This window comes from Clostridium gelidum, from assembly GCF_019977655.1.
In the GTDB taxonomy this organism is placed as follows: Bacteria; Bacillota; Clostridia; order Clostridiales; family Clostridiaceae; genus Clostridium; species Clostridium gelidum.
The window spans coordinates 3,194,705-3,216,782 of the sequence record NZ_AP024849.1 but is presented as its reverse complement, the minus strand read 5'-3'; the positions used below and the strand labels follow the sequence as shown (position 1 = coordinate 3,216,782).

The window sequence follows — 22,078 nt, the reverse complement described above, 5'->3', positions numbered from 1 at the left end:
TATATGCATAAGTAAATTTTCAAGTTAGAAATACCTTATTTATTTTTACACTTTTTAGGTTTACATGCAAATATAAATAATAAGATTCCTAAAGCTACCAATACTAGTCTGCTACATAAAAAATCATTAGGTATAATGTAAGGAACTACATCACTATCACTTCCCATAATAAAATGTAATCCATAATCTTGCACAAAATTATTTCCAAAAACATCTATCCAAACAGGCAAATATCTTAAATTTAAAGCACCCATTATAAAAGTGAAAGGAATTAAAGCATATAAAAGTTTGTTATTTATTTTTCCTAAAAATATTGAAAGACCAAAAATAAATAGACTAGTTGGAATTATAAATAAAAGGATAGGAAGTATAAAATATTGATATTCTGTATATTCAAATAAAAAAGCATAATATACAAAGCTAATTACAATAGGAATAATTGTTGTAATAATAAATACTACAAAAACACCACATCCTTTCATTATATAATACTTTGATTCTGAAATCGGGGTAGAATAAATAATATTTTTTACTGATTTTTCACTTTCTGAAAATATACTTGTACATAAAAGTATTAATATTATAAAAAGTATAGGAGAAAACAAATTGATGAATTCTGAATAACTCCACTGTGAAAAAGGAGCTGTGTAATAAAATCCATTTATAACTAATCTCATTAATACATCTACTGTCCAAACGCACAGTATAAGTATCATATAAAAAAATTTTTTTGTTAATATAAGTCTACGGATTTCATATTTTAGTAAAACTAGATTAATCATAAGAAAATGCCTCCTTTGAAATTCCCATTTCATTTAAAAATTCTTCATAACTTAAGTCTTTTAGAATGTTGTTTTTATATACATTTGATAGATTCTTTGAAAACATTTCGCTACCTTGAATTTCTTCTGTTTTTTTAAGTTGTAGAGGCATCATATCATAACGCTGCATTTTAAGGTTTTTAAGTTCAAAATCTTCTCTATAGTTTTTATTTAATTTTTCTAAGTTTTTAGTACTTTGAGAATAGTAACTTTTACTTAAAGAAACAACACTTTGTTGCCAATCTTGTACTTTTAAATCTGCTAATTGTTTGTCCAGACTATTTCCAAATTCTTTTTGTATATACTTATAACTAGAATATTCTGCTAGACCTTCATCTGAAAAGCTTCCATTTGTAGTTAAACTCACACCAGTACCCCACCATTGATGAGACATTTCATGGGCAATAATATCCAAATCATGTACTATAATATAAGCATTTAGATTATTTGACATCTCACGATTTACCATATATTCTGCAAAGGTAATTACATTACCTGATGAATGGCCTCCTGGTTTATATATGGAACTTTCAACAATTTTTAAAGGATATTCCTTAGAATAATAACTTCCTATATTATCAGAATAATATACAAACATATTTTTTATATAATTTTCAATATTCATGTTATTACCTAAAAAATCATTGTTTATATAATCTTCATGTTTTGGAGAATAATAAAATTCTATTTCTGTACCGTTAATGTTAAATTTAGATTCTTTATATTCTGCTGCAAAAACTCCAATGTTAATGTCTTTTGATTTAAACTGAAAGTTCCAAATTTTATTTCCATTTTCACTTTTTACCTCAGTAGTTTTTCCAGGAGTTACAACAGATAAGTTAGAGGGAGCACTGTAAGAACCTTCAATATCTATAGTTTTCTCATTTGCAGTTAAAGGTCTAAATATCCAGTTAGATACTTCTAATAAGTAAATACTGTCCTTGCATATATAACCTGCAATTGCGCCACCTTTATAATATTTAATTTTGCCTTCATAAGATATATTAACTTTAACATCTTTAGTTTTAGGAATTGGAATTTGAACATTGTTTGTTTGTCCTATTTTTTCATAGGTACATAATTCATCATTTACACTTATATTTTTGATTTTAAGTCCTTCATTAATGCTAAATGCAATAGACGTAGAAGAGTTGTTTTCAAATTCATAAGAAACATCAGCAGCCAAGGTTTCTTTATCTGTGAAAAATGTAACATGGGGACTTACTTTTTTTAGTGTTACATCTGTATTTATAATGGAATTAACAGCGTTTGGATTAAAATTCATGGAATAGGGTTCGTTTGTATAAATGAAAAGTGAAGTACTTAAGCTTAAGATTAGGAGTAGTAGTAGTACTTTACTTTTTATATTAAAAATGAAAGATTTAAATAAGTTAGATTCATACCTTCTTCTAAACAAAAGTCCTATTAATAAAACTGAAATTGAAATAATAAACCATAAAAGTCTATTGTATAGTATTAATTTCGAAACCGGTCTAACGCCTGCAAAATCGGAGAATATTGTAACTCCAGTTTGAGCCCAATTAAGTAAATAGTTTGGTGATAAAAAACTAATGAAAAACAATACAATCATAAATAAAATGCTTATATCTATACTTTCACTAATTAAATATAAGCCAACACTTATAAAAACTGAAAAAAGTAATGCTGGAAATGATATAACTGTATAGCAATATAAATAGTCAAAAAAATAAATAGGCACGTTATAGATAATAGCTGCAAATGCCATAGTAAATATCATTCCAAGTATTATGGTAATCACCACATAAAAAATTATAGAAAATATACGCACAAATAATAGTTTCTGCTCATCAATAGATGAATGGATAATTGAATTAACTCTTTTTCTATTATCTCTGCTTAATATTAAAATAGTAAAGGTTGAAAATGCTAATATTCCTGATAGTGCACCATATTTAGATGATCCAAGAGCACAGGTTAGGGAAGTCACTTTTATATTATAAAGGCTACTGTCATTTGATAAATTTATAGAATCTATACCAACTATCATAAATATATTTGTAACTAAAATTACAGCCCAAAGGATTTTAAATTTTGAAAGAGATTTTATTTCATTTTTTAACAATCTAAAATTATTAATCACTGAGCTGTTCCTCCTTAAGCATGCAATATACATATGCATCTTCAAGAGTTGGAGTAACTTTCTCGCAAAAATCTGGAAGCACGTTTGCAACTATTTTGTAATGAATACCAGTTGGTTTTACAATAGTTGATGTTACTTTAAAACTTTCTTGTTTTTCTCTTTTTAAGAATTCTTCTTTTTGTTCATTACTAATTTCAACAATACCAACATGGTTTGCAGCTTTTTTTATTAATTCACTTGGTAGCCCATTAAATAAGAATTTTCCTTTATTTAATACAATAAGTTGATTGCATATGGATTCAATATCTTCTACAATGTGGGTTGATAATATAACAATTTTATTGCTTGCACCTTGAGAAAATAAATTTCTATATTTTATTCTCTCTTCAGGATCAAGTCCTACAGTAGGTTCATCAACTATTATTAATTCTGGATCATTAAGAAGAGCTTGGGCGATTCCTACTCTTTGTTTTTGTCCTCCTGAAAGGGTTTTAATCTTAGCTTTTCTTTTTTCTAAAAGATTTGTGTTCTTAATACAATTAAGTATAACTTTCTTTCTATTTTCAGAAATGCCCTTTAAACATGATATATAATCTAAAAATTGTTCTACAGTAAGTTCATCATATAATCCGAAATCTTGAGGTAAATATCCTAGCCTTGTTTTTAAGTAATTTAAGTTTTGACTAAGATTCTTGCCATCTACAGTTACATCTCCATATGATGGCATAAGTTGTCCAACTAAAATTTTCATTAAAGTGCTTTTACCAGCACCGTTGGGTCCTAAAAACCCAATCATTGCTGGTGTTTTAATAGTTAAATCGATATTGTCCAAGGCTTTAATACCTTTATATTCTTTAGTTACATTATTTAGTTTTATCTCCATTATAATCACTCCTCATTACTTATTCGAAGAAGTGATTAAAAAGTTACACCTTTATATGCATTTATTTACATCTATTTTTCTGCAAAGTTTTTTTTGCAGAATGTTTTTGAAAAACTATACCCTTTAATATCATAACCATTACTTTTATAGAATTCATGGGCTTCTTTGCGATTTATTCCGCTATTTAAAGTAATTGCAATTGCTTCTTCATCTAATGCCCAGTTTTCTGCTGACTCAACTAATTTTGTACCTATCCCTTTACCTCTATAATCTTTATTAACCACCAAAGCAATAATTTTTACATACGATCCATCATACTCATATGCATGTGATTTACATAATCCAATAAAACCAACAATTTTTCCATCTATTTCAGATACAAGTGTTTTGTAACACTTATTTGAATTAATTTTAGAGAGTCTATTTGATACTGTGCTTACAGTTGATGGATACCCCAACTCACTAATTAACTCTGTTAATGTTTCAAAATCATTATTATTAACATTTCTTACAAAAACTTTTTCTATCATCATTTTTCCTTAACCTCCTATAAAAAATCATATATAATTATTCTTCCTAAATTTTATAGTTATCATAAATAAATTTATGATAGCAGTTTTTACTTTACAATAAATAATATTAACGCATTTTCCATTTCTTAAGTAGTACCACAAGTATAGAAATATAATATATAAGTGGATTGTCAAATATCAAAAAAATTAAAATAGACAGATTTAAACGATATTAATTAATTCGCCTTATAAATCGTATTACTTAGTAAAATAGAATTGCACAGAAATAAATCTCAAATTCACTCTTTTAAATCAATATTTTATTATTTCAAATTTGTGTTTACATTTGAGAATATGTATTATTACGCTTCGAACAATTCTTATTATAGGTTATATAATCTATAGTAATATTAATAAAATAAAAAAAATGTTATAATATTAACTAAATTACAATTAGAGGAATAACAATAGGGAGAATTTTCAATAGTACATTTCCAATAGAAATAACACATCATAAAAGATAAGCACATTTATTTATAGATATTCATAAGTTTTTAATGTGCACAAGATTTTATAAAACAAGGAATAGACTTAATGAAGAAAGAAGGATAAAGAAAATGATTCATGAAATTGCACCATACATATTTAATAGCCAATTAAGTAAAAGAAAGCCACAGGATGAAGATATACTCCTTAATTTTGAAAATGGACAAGTCTTGTTAAAAGGTGAGGGGAAAGATTTAGAATTGCCTAAAATTTCTGATATACAAGAATTAAAAGATATTTATGAAAAGGCAGAGTATTTGTTCTCTATTGATGAAATAGGTTTTTTCTTATTAAGAGAAGAAAAAATAGAAGTAAATAAAAAATTGAATTATTATGATATACAAATACTTAGAACTTTTATGCCACAGCACATGGCTTTTGCAGCTATAACAGGAAACCAATTATATAGGTGGTTAGAAAATCATAAATATTGTGGACGTTGCGGAAGTGAAATGAGAAAAAGTGAAAATGAAAGGGCAATTGTATGTCGTGAGTGTGGACAAAGGATATATCCAACTATTTCACCAGCTGTAACAGTTGCAATTATAAATGGGGATAAAATTTTACTTGCAAAAAATGCTCATGGGAACTTTAGAAAATTTGCTTTAGTTGCAGGATTCGTTGAGATAGGGGAATCTTTTGAAGAGACAGTGGAGCGAGAAGTCATGGAAGAGGTAGGACTAAAAGTAAAAAATATTAGATACTATAAGAGTCAGCCATGGGCATTTTCAGATACTCAAATGATTGGATTCTTTGTTGAGCTAGATGGGGATGATACAGTGACTATTCAAGAATCAGAAATTGCTGAGGCAAGATGGTTTAGCAGAGTAGAATTGCCGGAGGATTTATCTCAAATAAGCCTTTCTTTTGAAATGATAGAAGAATTCCGTTGTAATAGACATTTATATTAAGAATAAATTACTTTCTATTAGAAATGCACTTGCAGATCATTTTAAAATATTTAGTACCTTTTCTTATGCCACCTTGTGAGAATCATCAGCATATGAAAAAGATACAATACATTCTTGTATGGTTCACCATAAATATGTAGAAGAATATTACCATAAATATGGTTCACCATATATATGGTGAAGAATATGCGCCAAAAATGCGGGCTGAGAGGTTTCAAAGTTAGAAAAGCTAGTTATTTTAAGAAGATTTTTGAATTTAAAATATATACATCAAATTGGCAGTGATGATTCTGAGCGATAAATAAATTTTGGAGCATGTTGTAAATTGTTAAAGATTAAATTAAAATTACAACAGAAAATATTAATACTTAGATAAAAATAATATAGCACTGGTTATTAGAAGATAGAATTATAAAAAATTATCAGCGATGCCTGAAATGTATTTATGATTTGTTTGATGAGATTTATATAGAAGAGATTACGAATAATATTAGTAGTTTTAAATTTGAATAAAGTATTTTATTGGCATTAGAGAAATCCAGTGTCTTTTTTGAAAGAACTAATAAATTAAATTTTCTTTATTGGTAAAATATTAGGATATTTAAAATTATATATTGTTTGAGAATATATAGATTAGTATTAGAAAGTTGGATTATTGGTCAATCTAAAATCCACATAGGAGGGATTTTCAGAGTACAAGTTACCGTTATAGTGGTGACTGTTACAATTGTGAACGGTGTGAACTTTATATTAATTAAAAAAGAAGTGATAGTGGTTAAAGTAAATGAAAATTTCTGAGAAAATAATGATGAATTGATAGGGAATATAAAGAATAAAATGTAAAATATGTAGTATAATGAGGATAGACTATCTATAAATAAAAAGAGGGGCTATTCATATTATATTTTAGAAAAAAATAATAGAGATTACCATAATGTCTATAATGGATAGTTAGATTTTATATAAATTACAATAAGATAGAACTAATTTGTATATTATTTTTGATAACTATAGTCATATTCTAAGGACAAGTTAAATTAGTTATATTATATACTTTTATGAGGTGAAAAATGATGAAAAACGATTTATTGAGTTTAATTAATAAAATTGATGACCTAAAAATGAATTTTCACATTTCAAGTGGCACAGGTGTAAATATTATTTATGATACTTTTACATTTGCTGATTGGAAGCAAGAAGTTCAACTTGAATTACAAGACATTTACGACCAGACGAAAGATAATTTTATATGGGATACATTGATAAAATTAAAACAAGGATTTAATGACTGGAAGGATGAAAGAACATTTAATGAAGTGTCTGGAAGTTTAAATGCAATTAAAAAGAATATTGATAAATATTATCCTGTAGAAATAACAGAGATTAAAAAAATAAAAGGAGAAATTACTATGCTACAAAAAAGTCATAAAATATTTATTAGTCATTCTAGTTCTGATAAGGAGTATGTTTCAAAACTAATTGACTTATTAGAAGGTATAGGATTAAATCATGAACTTATTTTCTGTTCATCGGTTCCAGGTTATGGGATTCCATTAGACAATGATATTTATGACTACCTAAAAATTCAGTTTGAAACTTACAATCTTCATGTTATTCTTGTGTTATCAGATAATTATTATAAAAGTGTCGCATGTATGAATGAAATGGGTGCTGCATGGATATTGAAAAATAGGTATACAACTATCTTGTTACCTGGATTTGAATTCACAGAAGTTGCAGGAGCTATAAATCCACGACAAATTGGATTAAAACTTGATAATGAGGTAACCGAAGTGAAAGAAAAACTTGGTCAGTTAAAAGATTGTTTGCTGAATGAATTTGGATTGTCTACTATTCCAGATATACGCTGGGAACAAAAAAGAGATTTATTTATTAACTCTATAACTACTAATAAGAAAGAAAATACTGTTTCTAACGATGTAAAAGTTAATCTAAGAAAGACGATTAAAAAATCAGAAGATTTAGATGATATTCATAGTATTCAGAATAAAACAGATGCAGATTTATCTATAATTTTAGGAGATAGTCAAATAGAAGCTGACTCTGTTAAATCATTTTACAGAAAAATATTTGAGCATTTAATTATCAAACAGATAGATTTTGATAGTATCGTACCTTTTAAAACAGGTAATAAAAGGTATCTAATTAATAAAGAAAATAAACATATAAGTGGTTATAAATTTTTTTCGCCAATTCAAATACAAAATTATTATATAGAAACGCATAAAAGCAAAAATAGTGCAAGATTAGATATAATTAAGTTTCTAAATGCATTAAGTCTAGAGGTTCGGTAAGTTTAACATTAACTATATAAAGGAATATATAAATTTTATAATAAGCTGAATTCCCAATTATTCATAGCAAATAATATGAATTAGATAGTAGGAATATGTATAATTACTTAAAATTAAAACAAGGAACAGTAATGGAAAAAAGAAATTTTAATTAAATCATTAAAAGCATATTCTGATCATGTTAGAAATATTACAAAAGAAGGTTCTAATCCCTATGATTCAACGAGAGGGAATATTAGTCTAGACGGTATAAAGTGCTACAATAAATTAGCAAAAGAATTTAATCACACTTATTGTTATCGTCAAATATTTATTTTTCAAGAAGATACAAATGCAAATAATGTAAATCATCCCAAAAGTATAGAAGTCCTCATGAAAATGTATTTCTCAAATGTCCACGATCTACACTAGAAGATCATGATTTAAGACTTGAAGATATTAAAACTTGTGAGAAGCGCAAATATTTTAATGGATATGTTTACTAAGATGGAAGGAAAATATCCATAAAATGCAGAAGTGGGGTGAGATAATATATACCGAGTAGGCTAATAATGGGTATATGGTAGAGAAATATTATAAATAAATTATTTTTAACGACATGTTAAGTAAATATGACAATACATATGAACTATGTAAAATAGTAAATAAATTAATAGCTCAATGATAATCTTAGTCAAAATTAAGTACATGGGGGAAATAAATGATTATATTAAAAGATGATTCACTTGAAGTTAATGGTTCGAATTTTGTAATTAAAATTATTGACTTGCATTGGATAGATGGAAAAGAAGATGATGGAAAAGACTTATGTTTACATGGAAATGTTTTTGTTAGAATCGGTGATGAAATAATTGATAATGGAATAGATAATGATGATTGGACAGTAAGTGCAGGTGCTCTTATGATGTTACGTTCTATAGAAACTAATCACATAGCATTTAAAGAAGAAAATCATATGTTACCTTGTTGTGGTCATTTTATGTATATAGATGAAAAAACTAATAAGATTGTAGTATTAGGATGCCCAACTGGAATTGATTGGACAGTTATTCATAAAGGCAATAATGTTAAATTAATTACTGAAACTGGAAAAGAAACTATTATACCTAATAATGAGTATGAAGAGATAATTTTTAGTTACACAGATAAACTAAAAGAGTTTTATAATAATTCGATGCCGAAAATATTTTCAGATGACTATGATAGAAAAAGTTATGTTGAATTTTGGAAAGAATGGAATCAAATTAGAAACAAACAATAAAGTTTTTATATTTTGGGGATATGCTATGTTAAAAATGTTGTTAAAAGAGATTTTTAATGATTCAGTATAATCTAAGAAACACATAAAAATATAAGTTAAATATTCTTAATATATATATGTAATTTTAATGGAGGAACTTATTATGGACAATCTAAAACAGATAAATAAAGGTATGTTAGCTTATTGTTTAGCAGTAATTCAAATAGCTTATATAATTGTAATTTCGATAGTCGATATTAGTGGGAAATATATGTTATATGCTACTAACACTTATCTAATAAGTGAAACAATAGTGAGAGTAGTTGTTGCACTTATAAGTTTAATATTGGGATTAGTTGCAATATTTCAAAAAGAATCAAAAAAAGTGAGAACATATATCAGCATTATTATTAGTGTTGTTGTACTATTAGGACCAGCATGGGGGATTATTAAAGCAATATTTATCATTTTAAAGTTAAACTAAAGCAGGATCATTAAAAAAATTTATATTTTAATCTAAAAGAGTAAAAAAATTTTCTCCAATGTCACCATTTGGCTCTTTATAAGTAGTTGGCTATAGTATGTATAATTTGGGGTGGTAGATTTGAACTTGAGCTGATATATCAAATAAATAAAATTCTAATTATCCATATAAGCTACAAAACATGTAGGTTATATATTTAAAAAGAACAGTTGCACACCTAACTCATTTTAGTTGTGCAACTGTTCTTTTATATAAATTTTATGGAATGTATTTTTTATACTAAATTTAGGATTGGAATAATATTCGTTTGTACTCATTGTTTAAAATTTTCAGTGTGTGTGAACTGAAAATTCTTATGGTGGTTAATTATTACAAATTCATGGTAGTGTGTGAATATCATGAATTTATTTGTGTTAAAAGTAATATAATCATTTAATTGCATACATTAATGATAGTTTGTGAATATCATTAATGTATTAGTTAAAAAATAAGATAAAGTATTTAATAATTATATGATTAAGACAATAGCTTTAAATCATCTATTTTAATTTAAACTAAATATATTCACTTTGGAGGAGCTATATACATTTAGCATTTTCATAAAAGGAGTTCTTTATACTTAAAGCGAGGTCACGCGATGAATTACCTTTAAGCATATTTTTTATAGTGTATTCTTTTACTTCATCATATTTATTAAAAATTTCTTTTGCTTTATTACCGTTATTGTATACTTTCCAATATCCACATAATAAGCATTTTTTTGTAGTACATTCCATAAAATCTTTAACATCTTCAAAGGGTATTCCAAGGAACAATCCAAGTTCATGAGGGCAGTGATATTCTTCATATCTATTTTTTAATATGTTTATATGATCACTAATGCATACATTAGAAGGATATCCTAGATTAAATAAAAATTCCATATGAGACTTTTGGCTTAATTCATTTTCTAACATAAATTCATCATAAATCATAGCTATAATTGAATCGTTACTTTCTCTTAATTCTATGCACTTTAAATCTATATTATCTAAAAAACAACTTCCAAAGTCCTTCCAACTATTATATAATTTTTGATTATTCTTTTTTATTGTAACTGTAATAGCTGGTTTGATTCCTGCAATTACTAATGATAAATTATATACTAAAAAAGTTTCTATATATTCTTTATCATGCAATGAATCTAATTTATTATAAAAATCTAGATATATCATTTTCTATCACCGCCCAATTTATTCTATGCCAGAGCTATTTTAATGCCGAAATCTATACATTCTTGCTTGCAATCATCAGGTTCATTTTGAATTATTAATGGGTTATCTATGATAGTACAACCATATCCTATTATTCTTTCTTCAAAATCTCTCATCCATTGACCATCTCCCCAACCATAAGAGCCAAATAGTGCAACTTTTTTACCAGAAACCTTAGTTGAAATTTCATCAATAAATGGTTCGAATTCTGATTCTTCTAATACTTCGTCTCCCATTGCAGAACAACCTAAAATAATTACTTCTTCTTTTAGTAATTCATCCACATTTACATCAGACACAACTACCGTTTCAGCATTTTTACCTGCGCCTATTATTCCTTCTTTAATGAATTCTGCCATTTTTTCTGTATTACCTGTTCCTGACCAATATACTATTTTCATTTTACTACCACTCCCTACAACTTTTTAATAATTATGAAAATCGTTCTCAATTAGAGAATATAATATATGACCACTTTTGTCAAGTTTTATTTTAAACTTGATAAAATTGCTAAATCAGATAATTTATTATATTAATAAAGTGTAGAATTATATTCAATTTTTATTGAATATAAACATATATAAAGAGGCCATAAATACAATAATATAACCTATAACACTTAAATAATCAGGAAGTATTCCAAATATACATAAACTTATCAGTGCTGAAAAAATTATATTAGTATAATCAAATATAGATATTTCTTTAGCTGGCGAATATTTATAAGCAAATGTTATTCCGAATTGTCCGATGCTTGCAAAAACTCCAGCTAAAATCAAGTAAATTAATTGAATCATTCTCATAGGTTCATAAGATAATAACATTAGTGGGAGAGTAACAACACTTGAAAAAAATGAAAAATAAAATACAATTGTATCTGGATTTTCCCTTCCACTTAAAGCTCTAACACATGTATATGCAGCAGCGGCTGCAATACCTCCTAATGTCCCAATAATGGCTGGAATCATTTCTAAATTAAAAGTTGGTTTAATTATAAATAATGCACCTATAAAAGCTATAACTATTGCTGAAATTTGTTTTAAATTTATCTTTTCTTTTAAAAACAAAGCCGAAAAAATAATTACAAAAAATGGACTAAGTTTATTTAACATGTTAGCATCTGATAATACTAATCTATCTATTGAATAAAAGTTAAAAATTATTCCAAGTGTCCCAAATACAGATCTTAAGACTAATGTTTTTTGATTTTCTCTTTTACCAAAAAAGCTTCCATTATGATTTAATATAAGTGCTAATGCTACTAAAAGTGAGACTATGTTTCTAAAAAAGGTTTTTTGAAAAGAGGGTAAATCTCCTGATAGCTTAACAAAAGCTGACATCATAGCAAAGCCAAAAGCTGATATTATTATAAATAGTATTCCCTTATACCTATTGTTTAATTCACTAAAATTCATATTAATCTCCTTTATTTTGAATAATAAGAAACTACAATATTATTCCAATTTTCAATTATGCAGTCAGTGACGTTAGGATCATACATTAGTCCTTTATTTTTTAATATTTCATTATAGCATTCAGTGTTACTTGCTGTTTTTCTATACGGTCTGTTACTTCTCATAGCATCTATAGAATCACAAACAGCAATTATTCTAGCGCCTAGTGGAATTTTTTCTTTTGATAGTCCTTTAGGATATCCAGCACCATCCCACCTTTCGTGATGATGTAAAACAATAGAAGATATCTCTTTTAAACTTTCTGCTTTTTTCACAATATTATATCCCATTTCAGAATGACTTTTCATAAGTTCCCACTCATAAGCATTGAGTTTATCTTTTTTATTTAATATATTATCCGGCACTCCAATTTTACCAATATCATGCAGGTGACCAGCAATATGAATCATTTGTAAATCATAATCGTCAAGTTCGAAATTTTTAGCTAAATCATATGCCATATTGCCAACTCTAGTAGAATGACCTGATGTATAAACATCTTTTGCATCTAAGGCAGCAGTTAAACTTTCTATTATATCGTGGTACATATCAGAATTTGTTATCATTTAATCACTCCCTTTATTTTATTATTACCTATTAGTTTAATACTAAAAATAATATACCATATGAGAAATAAAAAGTAAATGAAAATGGTTATCAATTATATAATAAGAAATTGTTGGTGTATTAGGTAAAAGTGGAAGTCATAAAAGTACATCAATGGATATTTAGAAAAAAAGTCGGACAATGGTAATTAAGGTATGATAATCTATATTTATCTTAAGATATTAAAGGAGTGCATTCCATTGAACTATTATGAACGCATACAAAAATCTATTGATTACATTGAAAGAAACCTTGAAAATAAGATTGATTTAAATCTTGTAGCCAAAGAAGCATACATGTCACAATCTAACTACTATAGATTGTTTTTTGCTATTGTTGGTCATTCAATAAAAGAATATATTAGGCTTCGTAGAATTAGTTTTGCAGCTTTTGATATTAGAAGTAGCAATGTTTGTATAATTGACATTGCTGTGAAGTATGACTTTAATAGTGGAGATACATTTTCAAGAGCTTTTAAGCGTATTACTGGATTTTTGCCAAGTGATTTCAGAGAGCAAAATCAAATATATAGCTTTGAAAGGATGAATGTTATGGATAAATATTTTGATGTTCAGGATAAAAAACTCCTTGAAAAATATCCTGATATAAAAGTTCTAAAAAAACTTGAAACTATGAGAGTAGCTTATTATTGCTATTATGGAAAACACTCTGAAGATAATGCTTTTACAGTAATGAGAGAGTGGATAAATAAGACTGGGATGAATATAAATGAGCAAAAATTACGAATTTGGGGTTTTGATAATCCTAGTCCATCAGAAGGTCATGATGAATATGGTTATGAAGTTTGTATTACAATTGATGAAGATATAGATGTTAATGATGATAAAATTAAAACAAAATTTCTTGATGGAGGGCTTTATGCTGTAATTGGTGTAAAACCAGATGAGAATGGTGAAATAGGATATGAAATAATGAAAGCATGGAAAAGATTCAATAACTGGTTGACAGATAGTAAATACATTTATGGTGGTCACCAATGGCTTGAAGAACATTTGGGTTTTGATGATAACTTCAATCATATAGGTGGAGTAGATTTATATATGCCTATTATGGAAAAGAATAATATCGATATGATAAAAACTTTTGAAAATGTTGAACCTATGTGGACAGCTACTTATATGGTGACAGGCAAAGATGCAATCGATAAAGGGAGAGACTACTTTCTAAAATGGGCAGCATCTGAAGGGTTATTTAGTGACAACTTAAATAATAGATTTTTTGCTTATTATAACTATGAAAGAATTGGACATGATGATTTCTTTTTCAAAATCCATACAACTGTTGATAAAGAATTTAAAACAGATAACCCTAACATAAAGTTAGAGGAATTCAAAGGTGGATATTATGCCGTTATGAAATCTAAATATAAATATAATGGATGGGCTTTGGGAGAGTTTATGAATTGGATGTCCAAAAGTAAGGAGTATTGTATTGGGGATTATTGGTTTTTTGAAGAATATAAAATCAATGACCCACATATTGAAATGGAAACAGATATGATATTGTATATGCCAATAAAAGTAAAAGTTTAAGGATGTGGAAATATGCAGAAGTTTAAAACAGTTTTAATAAACACAAAAGAGAAAGGTGGTCTTACTGTTATTGATTTACCATTTAATGCAGCAGAAGAGTTTAATGTTAAAAAAGGCACAATAAAAGTATATGGTAACATTAATGGTGTAGATTATAGAAATAAGCTTATTTCAAGAGGAAATGGGAAATATATAATGAGCGTGGATAAAAAATTGAAGAAAAAAATTGGCATTAATGTAGATGATATGGAAATTGAGGTTACTATGGATCTTGATAAAGAGGCATTATATGATTCAGGAGAACGCAAAGTTATTGAAAATGAATTATGCAATATTAATGTTTTAACTGCAATTAATTCAAGACAAAGCATACGAATATTTTCATCTAAAGATGTTGAAAAATCAAAGATTGATACCATTCTTCAAGCAGGTTTTTGTGCGCCAAATGCAAAAGGAAAGCGACCTTGGCATTTTGTTATAACAAATAATAAAGTTGTCATTTCAAATATGGCAGATGAAAACAATCATAAGCCTTTTCTTACAGCAAATTGTTGTATAATAGTTTGTGGAGATAAGAATATAGAAGGCATAAATGAATTTTTATTAGAGGATTGTTCAGCTTCTGCACAAAATATATTGATTGCAGCTCATGGGTTAGGCTTAGGTGCTACCTGGTGTGGATTACTTAAATCATGTCCAAGTTATAAATATATTTGTGAGTATTTTAATTTGCCAGAGAAAGTTATTCCAATTGCAGTAATTGCATTAGGCTATCATGCAGAAGAAAAAGAGTTTACGCCAAGATATGATGGAACTAAGGTACACTGGGAAAAATGGTAATGTAGTTAGTATTTTCTATAGTGTACATTTTTGAATATTACTTTTTGACATTGACTTAAAACCTTATATGGATTAAAGACTTCGCGTAAAATTTATGCGAAGTTTTTTTATTTGAATATACCTTGACAGAAAATGTTTATGAGATTATAATTTATTTCGTAAGCGAAACATTCGCAAACGAAACATTCGCAATAGAAATATACGTAAGCGAAATATATTTTAAGGTGGAGATAAAATGGACACAGTAAACGATAGTATGGAAGTTGCAAGACTTTTCCAAGAGGTAATGCATTTATTTAAACATAATATGAAAAAGTTGCTTGGTGATGCAGGTATTTCTGCACCACAAGGTATGGTTATTGGACTTTTGAGTAAGAATAAGAAAATGAAGATAACAGAACTTAGTAGTAAGCTTTGTTTATCAAATAGTACTGTATCTGGAATTATAGATAGGCTTGAAGCACAGGAAATGGTGGTAAGAGAAAGAAGTAAAGAGGATAAGAGAGTAGTTTATGTAAGTATATCTCCAAACTTTGAAGATATGCATAAAGTTTTTCATAAGCAAATGGAAAAAAACGTTGAAAAAATAATCAGTCAAGGAAGCCCAGAAGAACTTCGCAAAATATCTGAAGGCTTAGATGCACTTAAGAAACTCTTAAGTGTTCAGCAAGAATAAGGCACAATCAAAAAAATAACTAGTCCATCTGTATGACATTTTTGACTTGTTATTTTCTTTCATGTGTCTAAAATAATAACAATAAATGGAGATGATATTAAATGCTTAAATTGTTTAGGTTTCTAAAACAATACTCATTACAAATAGTTGCAGTAATTTTATTAATTTTTACGCAAGTTCTTGCAAATCTGTATTTACCAAATTTAATGGCTGATATAGTTGATAAAGGTATAGTACAAAAGGATGTAGTTCAAACTATTTCATTTTTAGGATTTAGTGGTTCGTATCAAGGTGTAGATTACATTCTTAGAACAGGTGGAATCATGTTACTTATTTCAGCAGGTGGGGCTGTATGCTCAGTTATATCTACATTCTTATCTTCAAGAACTGCTGTGGGTTTTGGTAGAATTCTTCGTAATGAATTATTTACCAAAGTTGAAGGTTTTTCATTGCATGAGTTTGATAAGGTTGGTACTGCTACTCTTATAACAAGAACTACAAATGATGTTACTCAAATTCAAGCAGTAACTATAATGATTTTTTCTATTATGCTTTTTGCACCTTTAACTGCCATAGGTGGTATTGTTATGGCTTTAAGAGAGGATGCACCTTTAACTTGGATTTTTGCAGTAATAATTCCTCTCCTTGGAATTATCATTGGAGTAACACTTAAATCAGCTATGCCATTATTTAAATTGATGCAAGTAAAAATAGACAAATTGAATCTTGTATTACGTGAAGGACTTACTGGAATTCGTGTAATACGTGCTTTTAACCGTATAGATACAGAAAAAGTTAGATTTGATGATGCAAGCATTGATCTTATGGATAATGCTATAAAAGTAAATAAGATTATGGCATTTTTAATGCCAATGATGATGTTAATTATGAATGTTACAACTGTTGCTATAATTTGGTTTGGTGGTATACGAATAGATGCTGGTAATATGCAAATTGGTTCATTAATAGCATTTATTCAATATGGAATGCAAATTTTATTTGGTTTTTTAATGCTTTCTATGGTATTTATAATGATACCGAGAGCTCAAGCTTCTGCCATAAGAATAAATGAAGTATTAGAAATGGAACCAGAAATTTTAGATCCACAGAAGGCTATACTTGCTGATAAAGAAAGTGGATATGTTGAGTTTAAAGATGTAAGTTTTAGCTACCCTGGTGCAGATCAGCCAGCTGTGAGTAACATAAATTTTAGTGCGAAGCCAGGTGAAATAACTGCAATTATTGGTGGTACAGGTTCAGGTAAATCTACCTTAATAAACTTAATACCGCGTTTTTATGATGCAACTAGTGGTTGCGTACTCGTGGATGGAGTAGATGTAAGAGAAATGAGTCAAGAAAGTCTTAGAGCAAAAATAGGTTTTGTTCCTCAACAGACAGTACTTTTTTCTGGAACAATTGCTGAAAATATAAAATATGGTAAGGATAATGCTACTATTGAAGAAATTGAGCATGCAGCTAAAGTAGCTCAGGCTACAGATTTTATTAATACAATGTCAGAAGGCTATGAACATGTTATAGCTCAAGGAGGCACAAATATTTCTGGTGGACAAAAACAACGTTTATCCATAGCGCGTGCTTTAGTTAGAAAGCCTGAAATATATATTTTTGATGACAGTTTTTCAGCACTTGACTTTAAAACTGATGCACGATTACGTGCATCACTTAAAAATGAGACAGCAAAAGCTACAGTACTTATTATTGCTCAAAGAGTTGCAACAGTTATGGATGCAGATAGAATCATAGTTTTAGATGATGGCGCTATTTCAGGTATGGGAACTCACAAAGAACTTTTAACTAGCTGCAAAGTATATCATGAAATTGTATCTTCACAGCTTTCAGAGGAGGAATTAGCATGAGCGAAAATAAAAATGTAAATAAACAAAAAAGTGGAATGGGAGGTCCAGGTGGTGGCCCAATGGGTTCTTTCGCACGTGGCCCAGTCGTAAAAGCAAAGGACTTTAAGGGAACTTTAAAAAGGCTTTTAAGCTATTTAAAACCGCAAAGAGTTAATTTTATTTTAGTGTTTATATTTGCAATCTTCAGTACTATTTTTAGTATAGTAGGACCTAAAATTTCAGGCTGGGCTATAACTAGATTAGTTGAAGGCTTAATAGCAAAATTTACAGCAATAGGTCAAAATACTGCTTTGGTTAAAGCAGGTAAAGATGCTAATATTACGATCCCTAGTATAGACTTTACATATATAAGAAATGTTATTTTATTGTTACTTGGATTATATTTAATAAGCACACTTTTTGGATTTCTGCAACAATATATTATGGCTGGAGTTGCACAAAAAACTGTTTATAATATTCGTAGAGATGTTGAAGATAAGATTTCACGGCTACCACTGAAATTTTTTGATGCAAGAACTCATGGTGAGATTTTAAGTCGTGTAACAAATGATGTTGATAATATTGCAACAACCCTTCAACAAAGTCTTACACAACTTATTACATCTATTGTTACTATCATTGGTATTATTGTAATGATGTTAACCATAAGTCCATTAATGACACTTGTTGTTATTTTAACTTTGCCACTGTATATTTTGGTAACAGCACTTGTTGCAAAGCGTTCTCAAAAATATTTTGCAGCTCAACAAAAAGAAATTGGAGCACTTAATGGTCACGTTGAAGAAATGTATACTGGTCACAAAATTGTTAAGGCTTTTGGACATGAACGTGATTCTATTAAAGAATTTAAAAATATCAATGATAAATTATACAATGCAGGTTGGAAAGCTCAGTTTATATCTGGAATAATAATGCCTATGATGAGATTTGTTAGTAACATAGGCTATGTAGTAGTTTCTGTTGTTGGTGGTTATTTAGCAATACAAGGCAAAATTACTATTGGTGATATTCAAGCCTTTATTCAATATTCTAGTCAGTTTACTCAACCAATAGTTCAAACTGCTAATATTGCAAATATTATTCAATCTACAGTAGCTTCAGCTGAACGTATATTTGAATTATTAGATGAAGTTGAAGAAATACCAGATTCTACTGATTCTAAAATTATAGAATTTCCTAAGGGAGAAGTTAAATTTGAAAATGTTAACTTTAGCTATAAAACAGAAGAACCTCTTATTAATAACATGAACATAGATGTAAAACAAGGTCATACAATTGCAATTGTTGGGCCAACTGGTGCAGGTAAAACTACCCTTGTTAATTTGCTTATGCGTTTTTATGAGATAGGTGCAGGGAATATTACAATTGATGGAGTAGATATTAGAGACATAAAACGTGGAGAATTACGTAATATGTTTGGTATGGTACTTCAAGATACTTGGCTATTTAATGGCACAATATTTGATAATATTGCTTATGGCAGAAAAGGAGCCACAGAAGAAGAAGTTATGCAAGCTGCAAAAGCAGCACATGCACATCATTTTATTAAGACTCTTCCAGATGGATATAATACAATACTAAATGAAGAAGCTTCAAATATATCACAAGGTCAAAAACAACTGCTTACTATAGCTCGTGCAATACTTGCAAATCCAACTATTATGATACTTGATGAAGCTACAAGTAGTGTTGACTCAAGAACAGAAGTTTATATACAAAGGGCTATGACAGAACTAATGCAAAATAGAACAAGTTTTGTAATAGCACATAGACTTTCTACAATTAGAGATGCAGAGTTAATATTAGTTATGAATAAAGGAAGCATCATTGAGATGGGTAATCATAATGAACTTCTTGAAAAGAATGGCTTCTATGCAGATCTTTATAATAGCCAATTTACTGGAGCAGCTTTAGATAATGAAGTAGTATAATATAAGTAGTTGCAAAGAAAAATCAATCCTTTTATTGGCGTTGCAACAAACTTAGATAAAATAATGATAGTGAAATGAACAAAAAGTATTTAAAATAATTGTAAGTTATTAAAATATAAAATTAAATGGTGTACGCAAAGGGTAGAATAATTTTTAAGATTACCTTTCGGCGTACACTATAATTTTTTGAATTAAAAAAGAAAAATACTATGTAATATAACATTTAAATGCTAAAATATAGGAAATAAATAATATGGAGGAAACAAATGAGTAATTATGAAAATTCAAATTCAATAAAAATAAGAAAAGCTAAAATAGAAGATTTAGAAACTATAGTAAAATTTAATTATAACTTAGCAAAGGAAACAGAAGATAAAGAATTAGATTTAGAAATCCTTACTAAAGGTGTTGAATCAATGTTATCAGATAAAAGCAAAGGTCAATATTATGTTTATACAATAAATGATAAAGTTGTAGGACAAATTATGCATACATATGAATGGAGTGATTGGAGAAATGGAATGTTTCTTTGGGTACAAAGTGTATATGTTGATGCAAAACATAGAAGAAAAGGTGTATATAAAGAGTTATATAATTATGTAAAGAACATATGTGATGAAGATGATGATATAGCAGGAATAAGGCTGTATGTAGAAAAAGAAAATATTAATGCAAAAGCTACATATAAATCATTAGGCATGCAGGAATGTAATTATCATATGTATGAATATGAACAAATGGAGATAAAATAATAGTCAAACATGATTAGTATTAATAATACAAGTAGGAGGAATAAAGTATGATTAATAATATAGGAAAAATAACATTATATTTTGAAAACCAAGAGGATGCAAAGAATTTCTGGGTAAAGAAACTAAATTTTGTTGTTAAATTAGAACAAGAAATGGGTCCGGGTATGAAATGGATTGAAGTTGCTCCAAGTAAAGAATCTCTTACCACATTTATATTATATGATAAAAATATGATGAAAGTCCAAAATCCAGCAGTCAATGTGGAACATCCATCTATACTTTTGAGCACTAATGATATAGATAAAGCTTATATTGATATGAAAAATAATTCTGTAGAAGTAGGAGAATTGATGAATATGCCATATGGTAAAATGTTTTCTTTTAAGGATCTAGAGAATAATGATTATTTACTACGTGAGGATAAATAATATTATACAAAAAATAAATATTATATCTATAAGAGAAAGGAAGTGAATCTTACAAGAGATAAATATGCAAAATAAATTAGTTAAAGAATATTATAATTGGTTTAATTCATATGTAAAAAGATTTTATGGAGAAGACAATGTAGTAAATCAAAATATTGAACTTAAGGAAATTCACACTTTAAAGGTTGCAAAACATGCTGTAAATATTGCGAAATCTTTAAATTTAACAGAGGAAGAAGTTAATACTGCTGAGATAATAGGGTTATTTCATGATATAGGAAGATTTGAACAATTTAGGACATACAAAACATTTAATGACGATCTTTCAATAAATCATGCAACTCTAGGCATCAAAATATTAGAAGAAAACAGTATCTTAAAAGATTTAGATAAAGACTGGAAAGAAATTATTATTAAAGCTATAAGTCTCCATAATACAAAGGATCTTCCACATGATTTAAATAAGAAAGAAGCTTTGTTTTGTAAATTAATCAGAGATGCTGATAAACTTGACATTTTTAGGGTAATTATTGATTATGAAAAAGAACGAGAAAATGATCCAAATCCTGCTATAGATAATTTACCTTTTACATCTGGATATAATAAAGAATTATTGGAATATATTCAGACCAACAAAAAAATTAGCAATAAGTCATTAAAAAATTATAATGATAGAAAGTTGTATGAGCTAAATTGGATAACGGATTTGAATTTTCCTTTCTCTATTAATTATATTAAAGAAAAAAATATTTTAAGTACACTAATTAGCTGCTTACCTAAAAATGAAGAGATTAATAGAATTTCAAAGTATCTAGAAGAATATTTAGAAAATTTTATAATGAATTATAGCATAGAAGGGAAGTGAATTTTTAGA

At 27.8% G+C, this 22,078-nt stretch carries 20 protein-coding genes; 12 read left to right on the top strand and 8 right to left on the bottom strand.

All coding sequences use genetic code 11. From position 1 onward, the window contains the following. Positions 1–35 precede the first annotated feature (35 nt). From psyc5s11_RS14435 to psyc5s11_RS14420, 4 genes are all read right to left on the bottom strand, one after another. Positions 36–782: a hypothetical protein gene (locus tag psyc5s11_RS14435; protein ID WP_224033205.1), complete on the bottom strand. Its 747-nt coding sequence runs from the start codon at positions 780–782 to the stop codon at positions 36–38. Then, positions 775–2,943 carry a M1 family aminopeptidase gene (locus psyc5s11_RS14430; protein ID WP_224033204.1) on the bottom strand — a complete coding sequence of 723 codons (2,169 nt, stop codon included), beginning with the start codon at positions 2,941–2,943 and terminating at the stop codon, positions 775–777. The genes psyc5s11_RS14435 and psyc5s11_RS14430 overlap by 8 nt, the downstream gene beginning before the upstream one ends. Continuing rightward, positions 2,936–3,826: an ABC transporter ATP-binding protein gene (locus psyc5s11_RS14425; protein WP_224033203.1), complete on the bottom strand. Its 891-nt coding sequence runs from the start codon at positions 3,824–3,826 to the stop codon at positions 2,936–2,938. Before psyc5s11_RS14425 ends, psyc5s11_RS14430 begins: the two co-directional genes overlap by 8 nt. A 71-nt stretch (positions 3,827–3,897) precedes the next feature. Continuing rightward, entirely contained in the window at positions 3,898–4,359 is a 462-nt protein-coding gene (locus psyc5s11_RS14420) for a GNAT family N-acetyltransferase (protein WP_224033202.1), read from the bottom strand. 596 nt (positions 4,360–4,955) lie between these two features. Here psyc5s11_RS14420 and nudC point away from each other — a divergent pair. The 4 genes from nudC to psyc5s11_RS14400 all read left to right on the top strand — a co-directional run bounded on the left by nudC (position 4,956) and on the right by psyc5s11_RS14400 (position 9,834). Continuing rightward, the gene (gene nudC / locus psyc5s11_RS14415; protein ID WP_224033201.1) at positions 4,956–5,795 is read left to right on the top strand and encodes an NAD(+) diphosphatase; all 840 of its coding nucleotides are present in this window, start codon (positions 4,956–4,958) and stop codon (positions 5,793–5,795) included. A 1,070-nt stretch (positions 5,796–6,865) separates the two neighbouring features. Then, complete coding sequence (locus psyc5s11_RS14410) at positions 6,866–8,110, top strand: toll/interleukin-1 receptor domain-containing protein (RefSeq protein WP_224033200.1); 1,245 nt, start codon at positions 6,866–6,868, stop codon at positions 8,108–8,110. A gap of 700 nt (positions 8,111–8,810) precedes the next feature. Then, complete coding sequence (locus psyc5s11_RS14405; RefSeq protein ID WP_224033199.1) at positions 8,811–9,371, top strand: hypothetical protein; 561 nt, start codon at positions 8,811–8,813, stop codon at positions 9,369–9,371. A gap of 142 nt (positions 9,372–9,513) precedes the next feature. Next, the gene (locus tag psyc5s11_RS14400; protein WP_224033198.1) at positions 9,514–9,834 is read left to right on the top strand and encodes a hypothetical protein; all 321 of its coding nucleotides are present in this window, start codon (positions 9,514–9,516) and stop codon (positions 9,832–9,834) included. Between the two features lie 578 nt (positions 9,835–10,412). On the opposite strand, the gene psyc5s11_RS14395 is transcribed toward psyc5s11_RS14400, so the two are convergent. The 4 genes from psyc5s11_RS14395 to psyc5s11_RS14380 form a co-directional block, all read right to left on the bottom strand. Then, on the bottom strand, positions 10,413–11,048 hold the full coding sequence (locus psyc5s11_RS14395) for a DUF3793 family protein (RefSeq protein ID WP_224033197.1): 636 nt from the start codon (positions 11,046–11,048) through the stop codon (positions 10,413–10,415). 23 nt (positions 11,049–11,071) lie between these two features. Next, complete coding sequence (locus tag psyc5s11_RS14390; protein ID WP_224033196.1) at positions 11,072–11,488, bottom strand: flavodoxin; 417 nt, start codon at positions 11,486–11,488, stop codon at positions 11,072–11,074. Between the two features lie 153 nt (positions 11,489–11,641). Then, complete coding sequence (locus psyc5s11_RS14385; protein WP_224033195.1) at positions 11,642–12,502, bottom strand: DMT family transporter; 861 nt, start codon at positions 12,500–12,502, stop codon at positions 11,642–11,644. Between the two features lie 11 nt (positions 12,503–12,513). After that, a complete protein-coding gene (locus tag psyc5s11_RS14380; RefSeq protein ID WP_224033194.1) occupies positions 12,514–13,107 on the bottom strand; it encodes an HD-GYP domain-containing protein in 594 nt (197 codons plus the stop codon). Between the two features lie 240 nt (positions 13,108–13,347). Between psyc5s11_RS14380 and psyc5s11_RS14375 the strand changes: the two genes are divergently transcribed. From psyc5s11_RS14375 to psyc5s11_RS14340, 8 genes are all read left to right on the top strand, one after another. After that, the gene (locus psyc5s11_RS14375) at positions 13,348–14,700 is read left to right on the top strand and encodes an effector binding domain-containing protein (RefSeq protein WP_224033193.1); all 1,353 of its coding nucleotides are present in this window, start codon (positions 13,348–13,350) and stop codon (positions 14,698–14,700) included. Between the two features lie 12 nt (positions 14,701–14,712). Then, positions 14,713–15,540 carry a nitroreductase family protein gene (locus psyc5s11_RS14370; protein WP_224033192.1) on the top strand — a complete coding sequence of 276 codons (828 nt, stop codon included), beginning with the start codon at positions 14,713–14,715 and terminating at the stop codon, positions 15,538–15,540. 235 nt (positions 15,541–15,775) lie between these two features. Next, on the top strand, positions 15,776–16,216 hold the full coding sequence (locus psyc5s11_RS14365) for a MarR family winged helix-turn-helix transcriptional regulator (RefSeq protein ID WP_224033191.1): 441 nt from the start codon (positions 15,776–15,778) through the stop codon (positions 16,214–16,216). Between the two features lie 101 nt (positions 16,217–16,317). After that, entirely contained in the window at positions 16,318–18,093 is a 1,776-nt protein-coding gene (locus psyc5s11_RS14360) for an ABC transporter ATP-binding protein (protein WP_224033190.1), read from the top strand. Then, the gene (locus psyc5s11_RS14355) at positions 18,090–20,024 is read left to right on the top strand and encodes an ABC transporter ATP-binding protein (protein WP_311196367.1); all 1,935 of its coding nucleotides are present in this window, start codon (positions 18,090–18,092) and stop codon (positions 20,022–20,024) included. The genes psyc5s11_RS14360 and psyc5s11_RS14355 overlap by 4 nt, the downstream gene beginning before the upstream one ends. A gap of 266 nt (positions 20,025–20,290) precedes the next feature. Further along, positions 20,291–20,776, top strand: a complete 486-nt coding sequence (locus psyc5s11_RS14350) for a GNAT family N-acetyltransferase (RefSeq protein WP_224033189.1) — start codon at positions 20,291–20,293, stop codon at positions 20,774–20,776. A gap of 47 nt (positions 20,777–20,823) precedes the next feature. Then, positions 20,824–21,204 carry a VOC family protein gene (locus tag psyc5s11_RS14345; RefSeq protein ID WP_224033188.1) on the top strand — a complete coding sequence of 127 codons (381 nt, stop codon included), beginning with the start codon at positions 20,824–20,826 and terminating at the stop codon, positions 21,202–21,204. Between the two features lie 64 nt (positions 21,205–21,268). Beyond that, positions 21,269–22,069 (top strand): HD domain-containing protein, encoded by an 801-nt coding sequence (locus tag psyc5s11_RS14340; RefSeq protein WP_224033187.1) that lies wholly within the window; start codon positions 21,269–21,271, stop codon positions 22,067–22,069. The last annotated feature ends 9 nt before the right edge of the window (positions 22,070–22,078 follow it).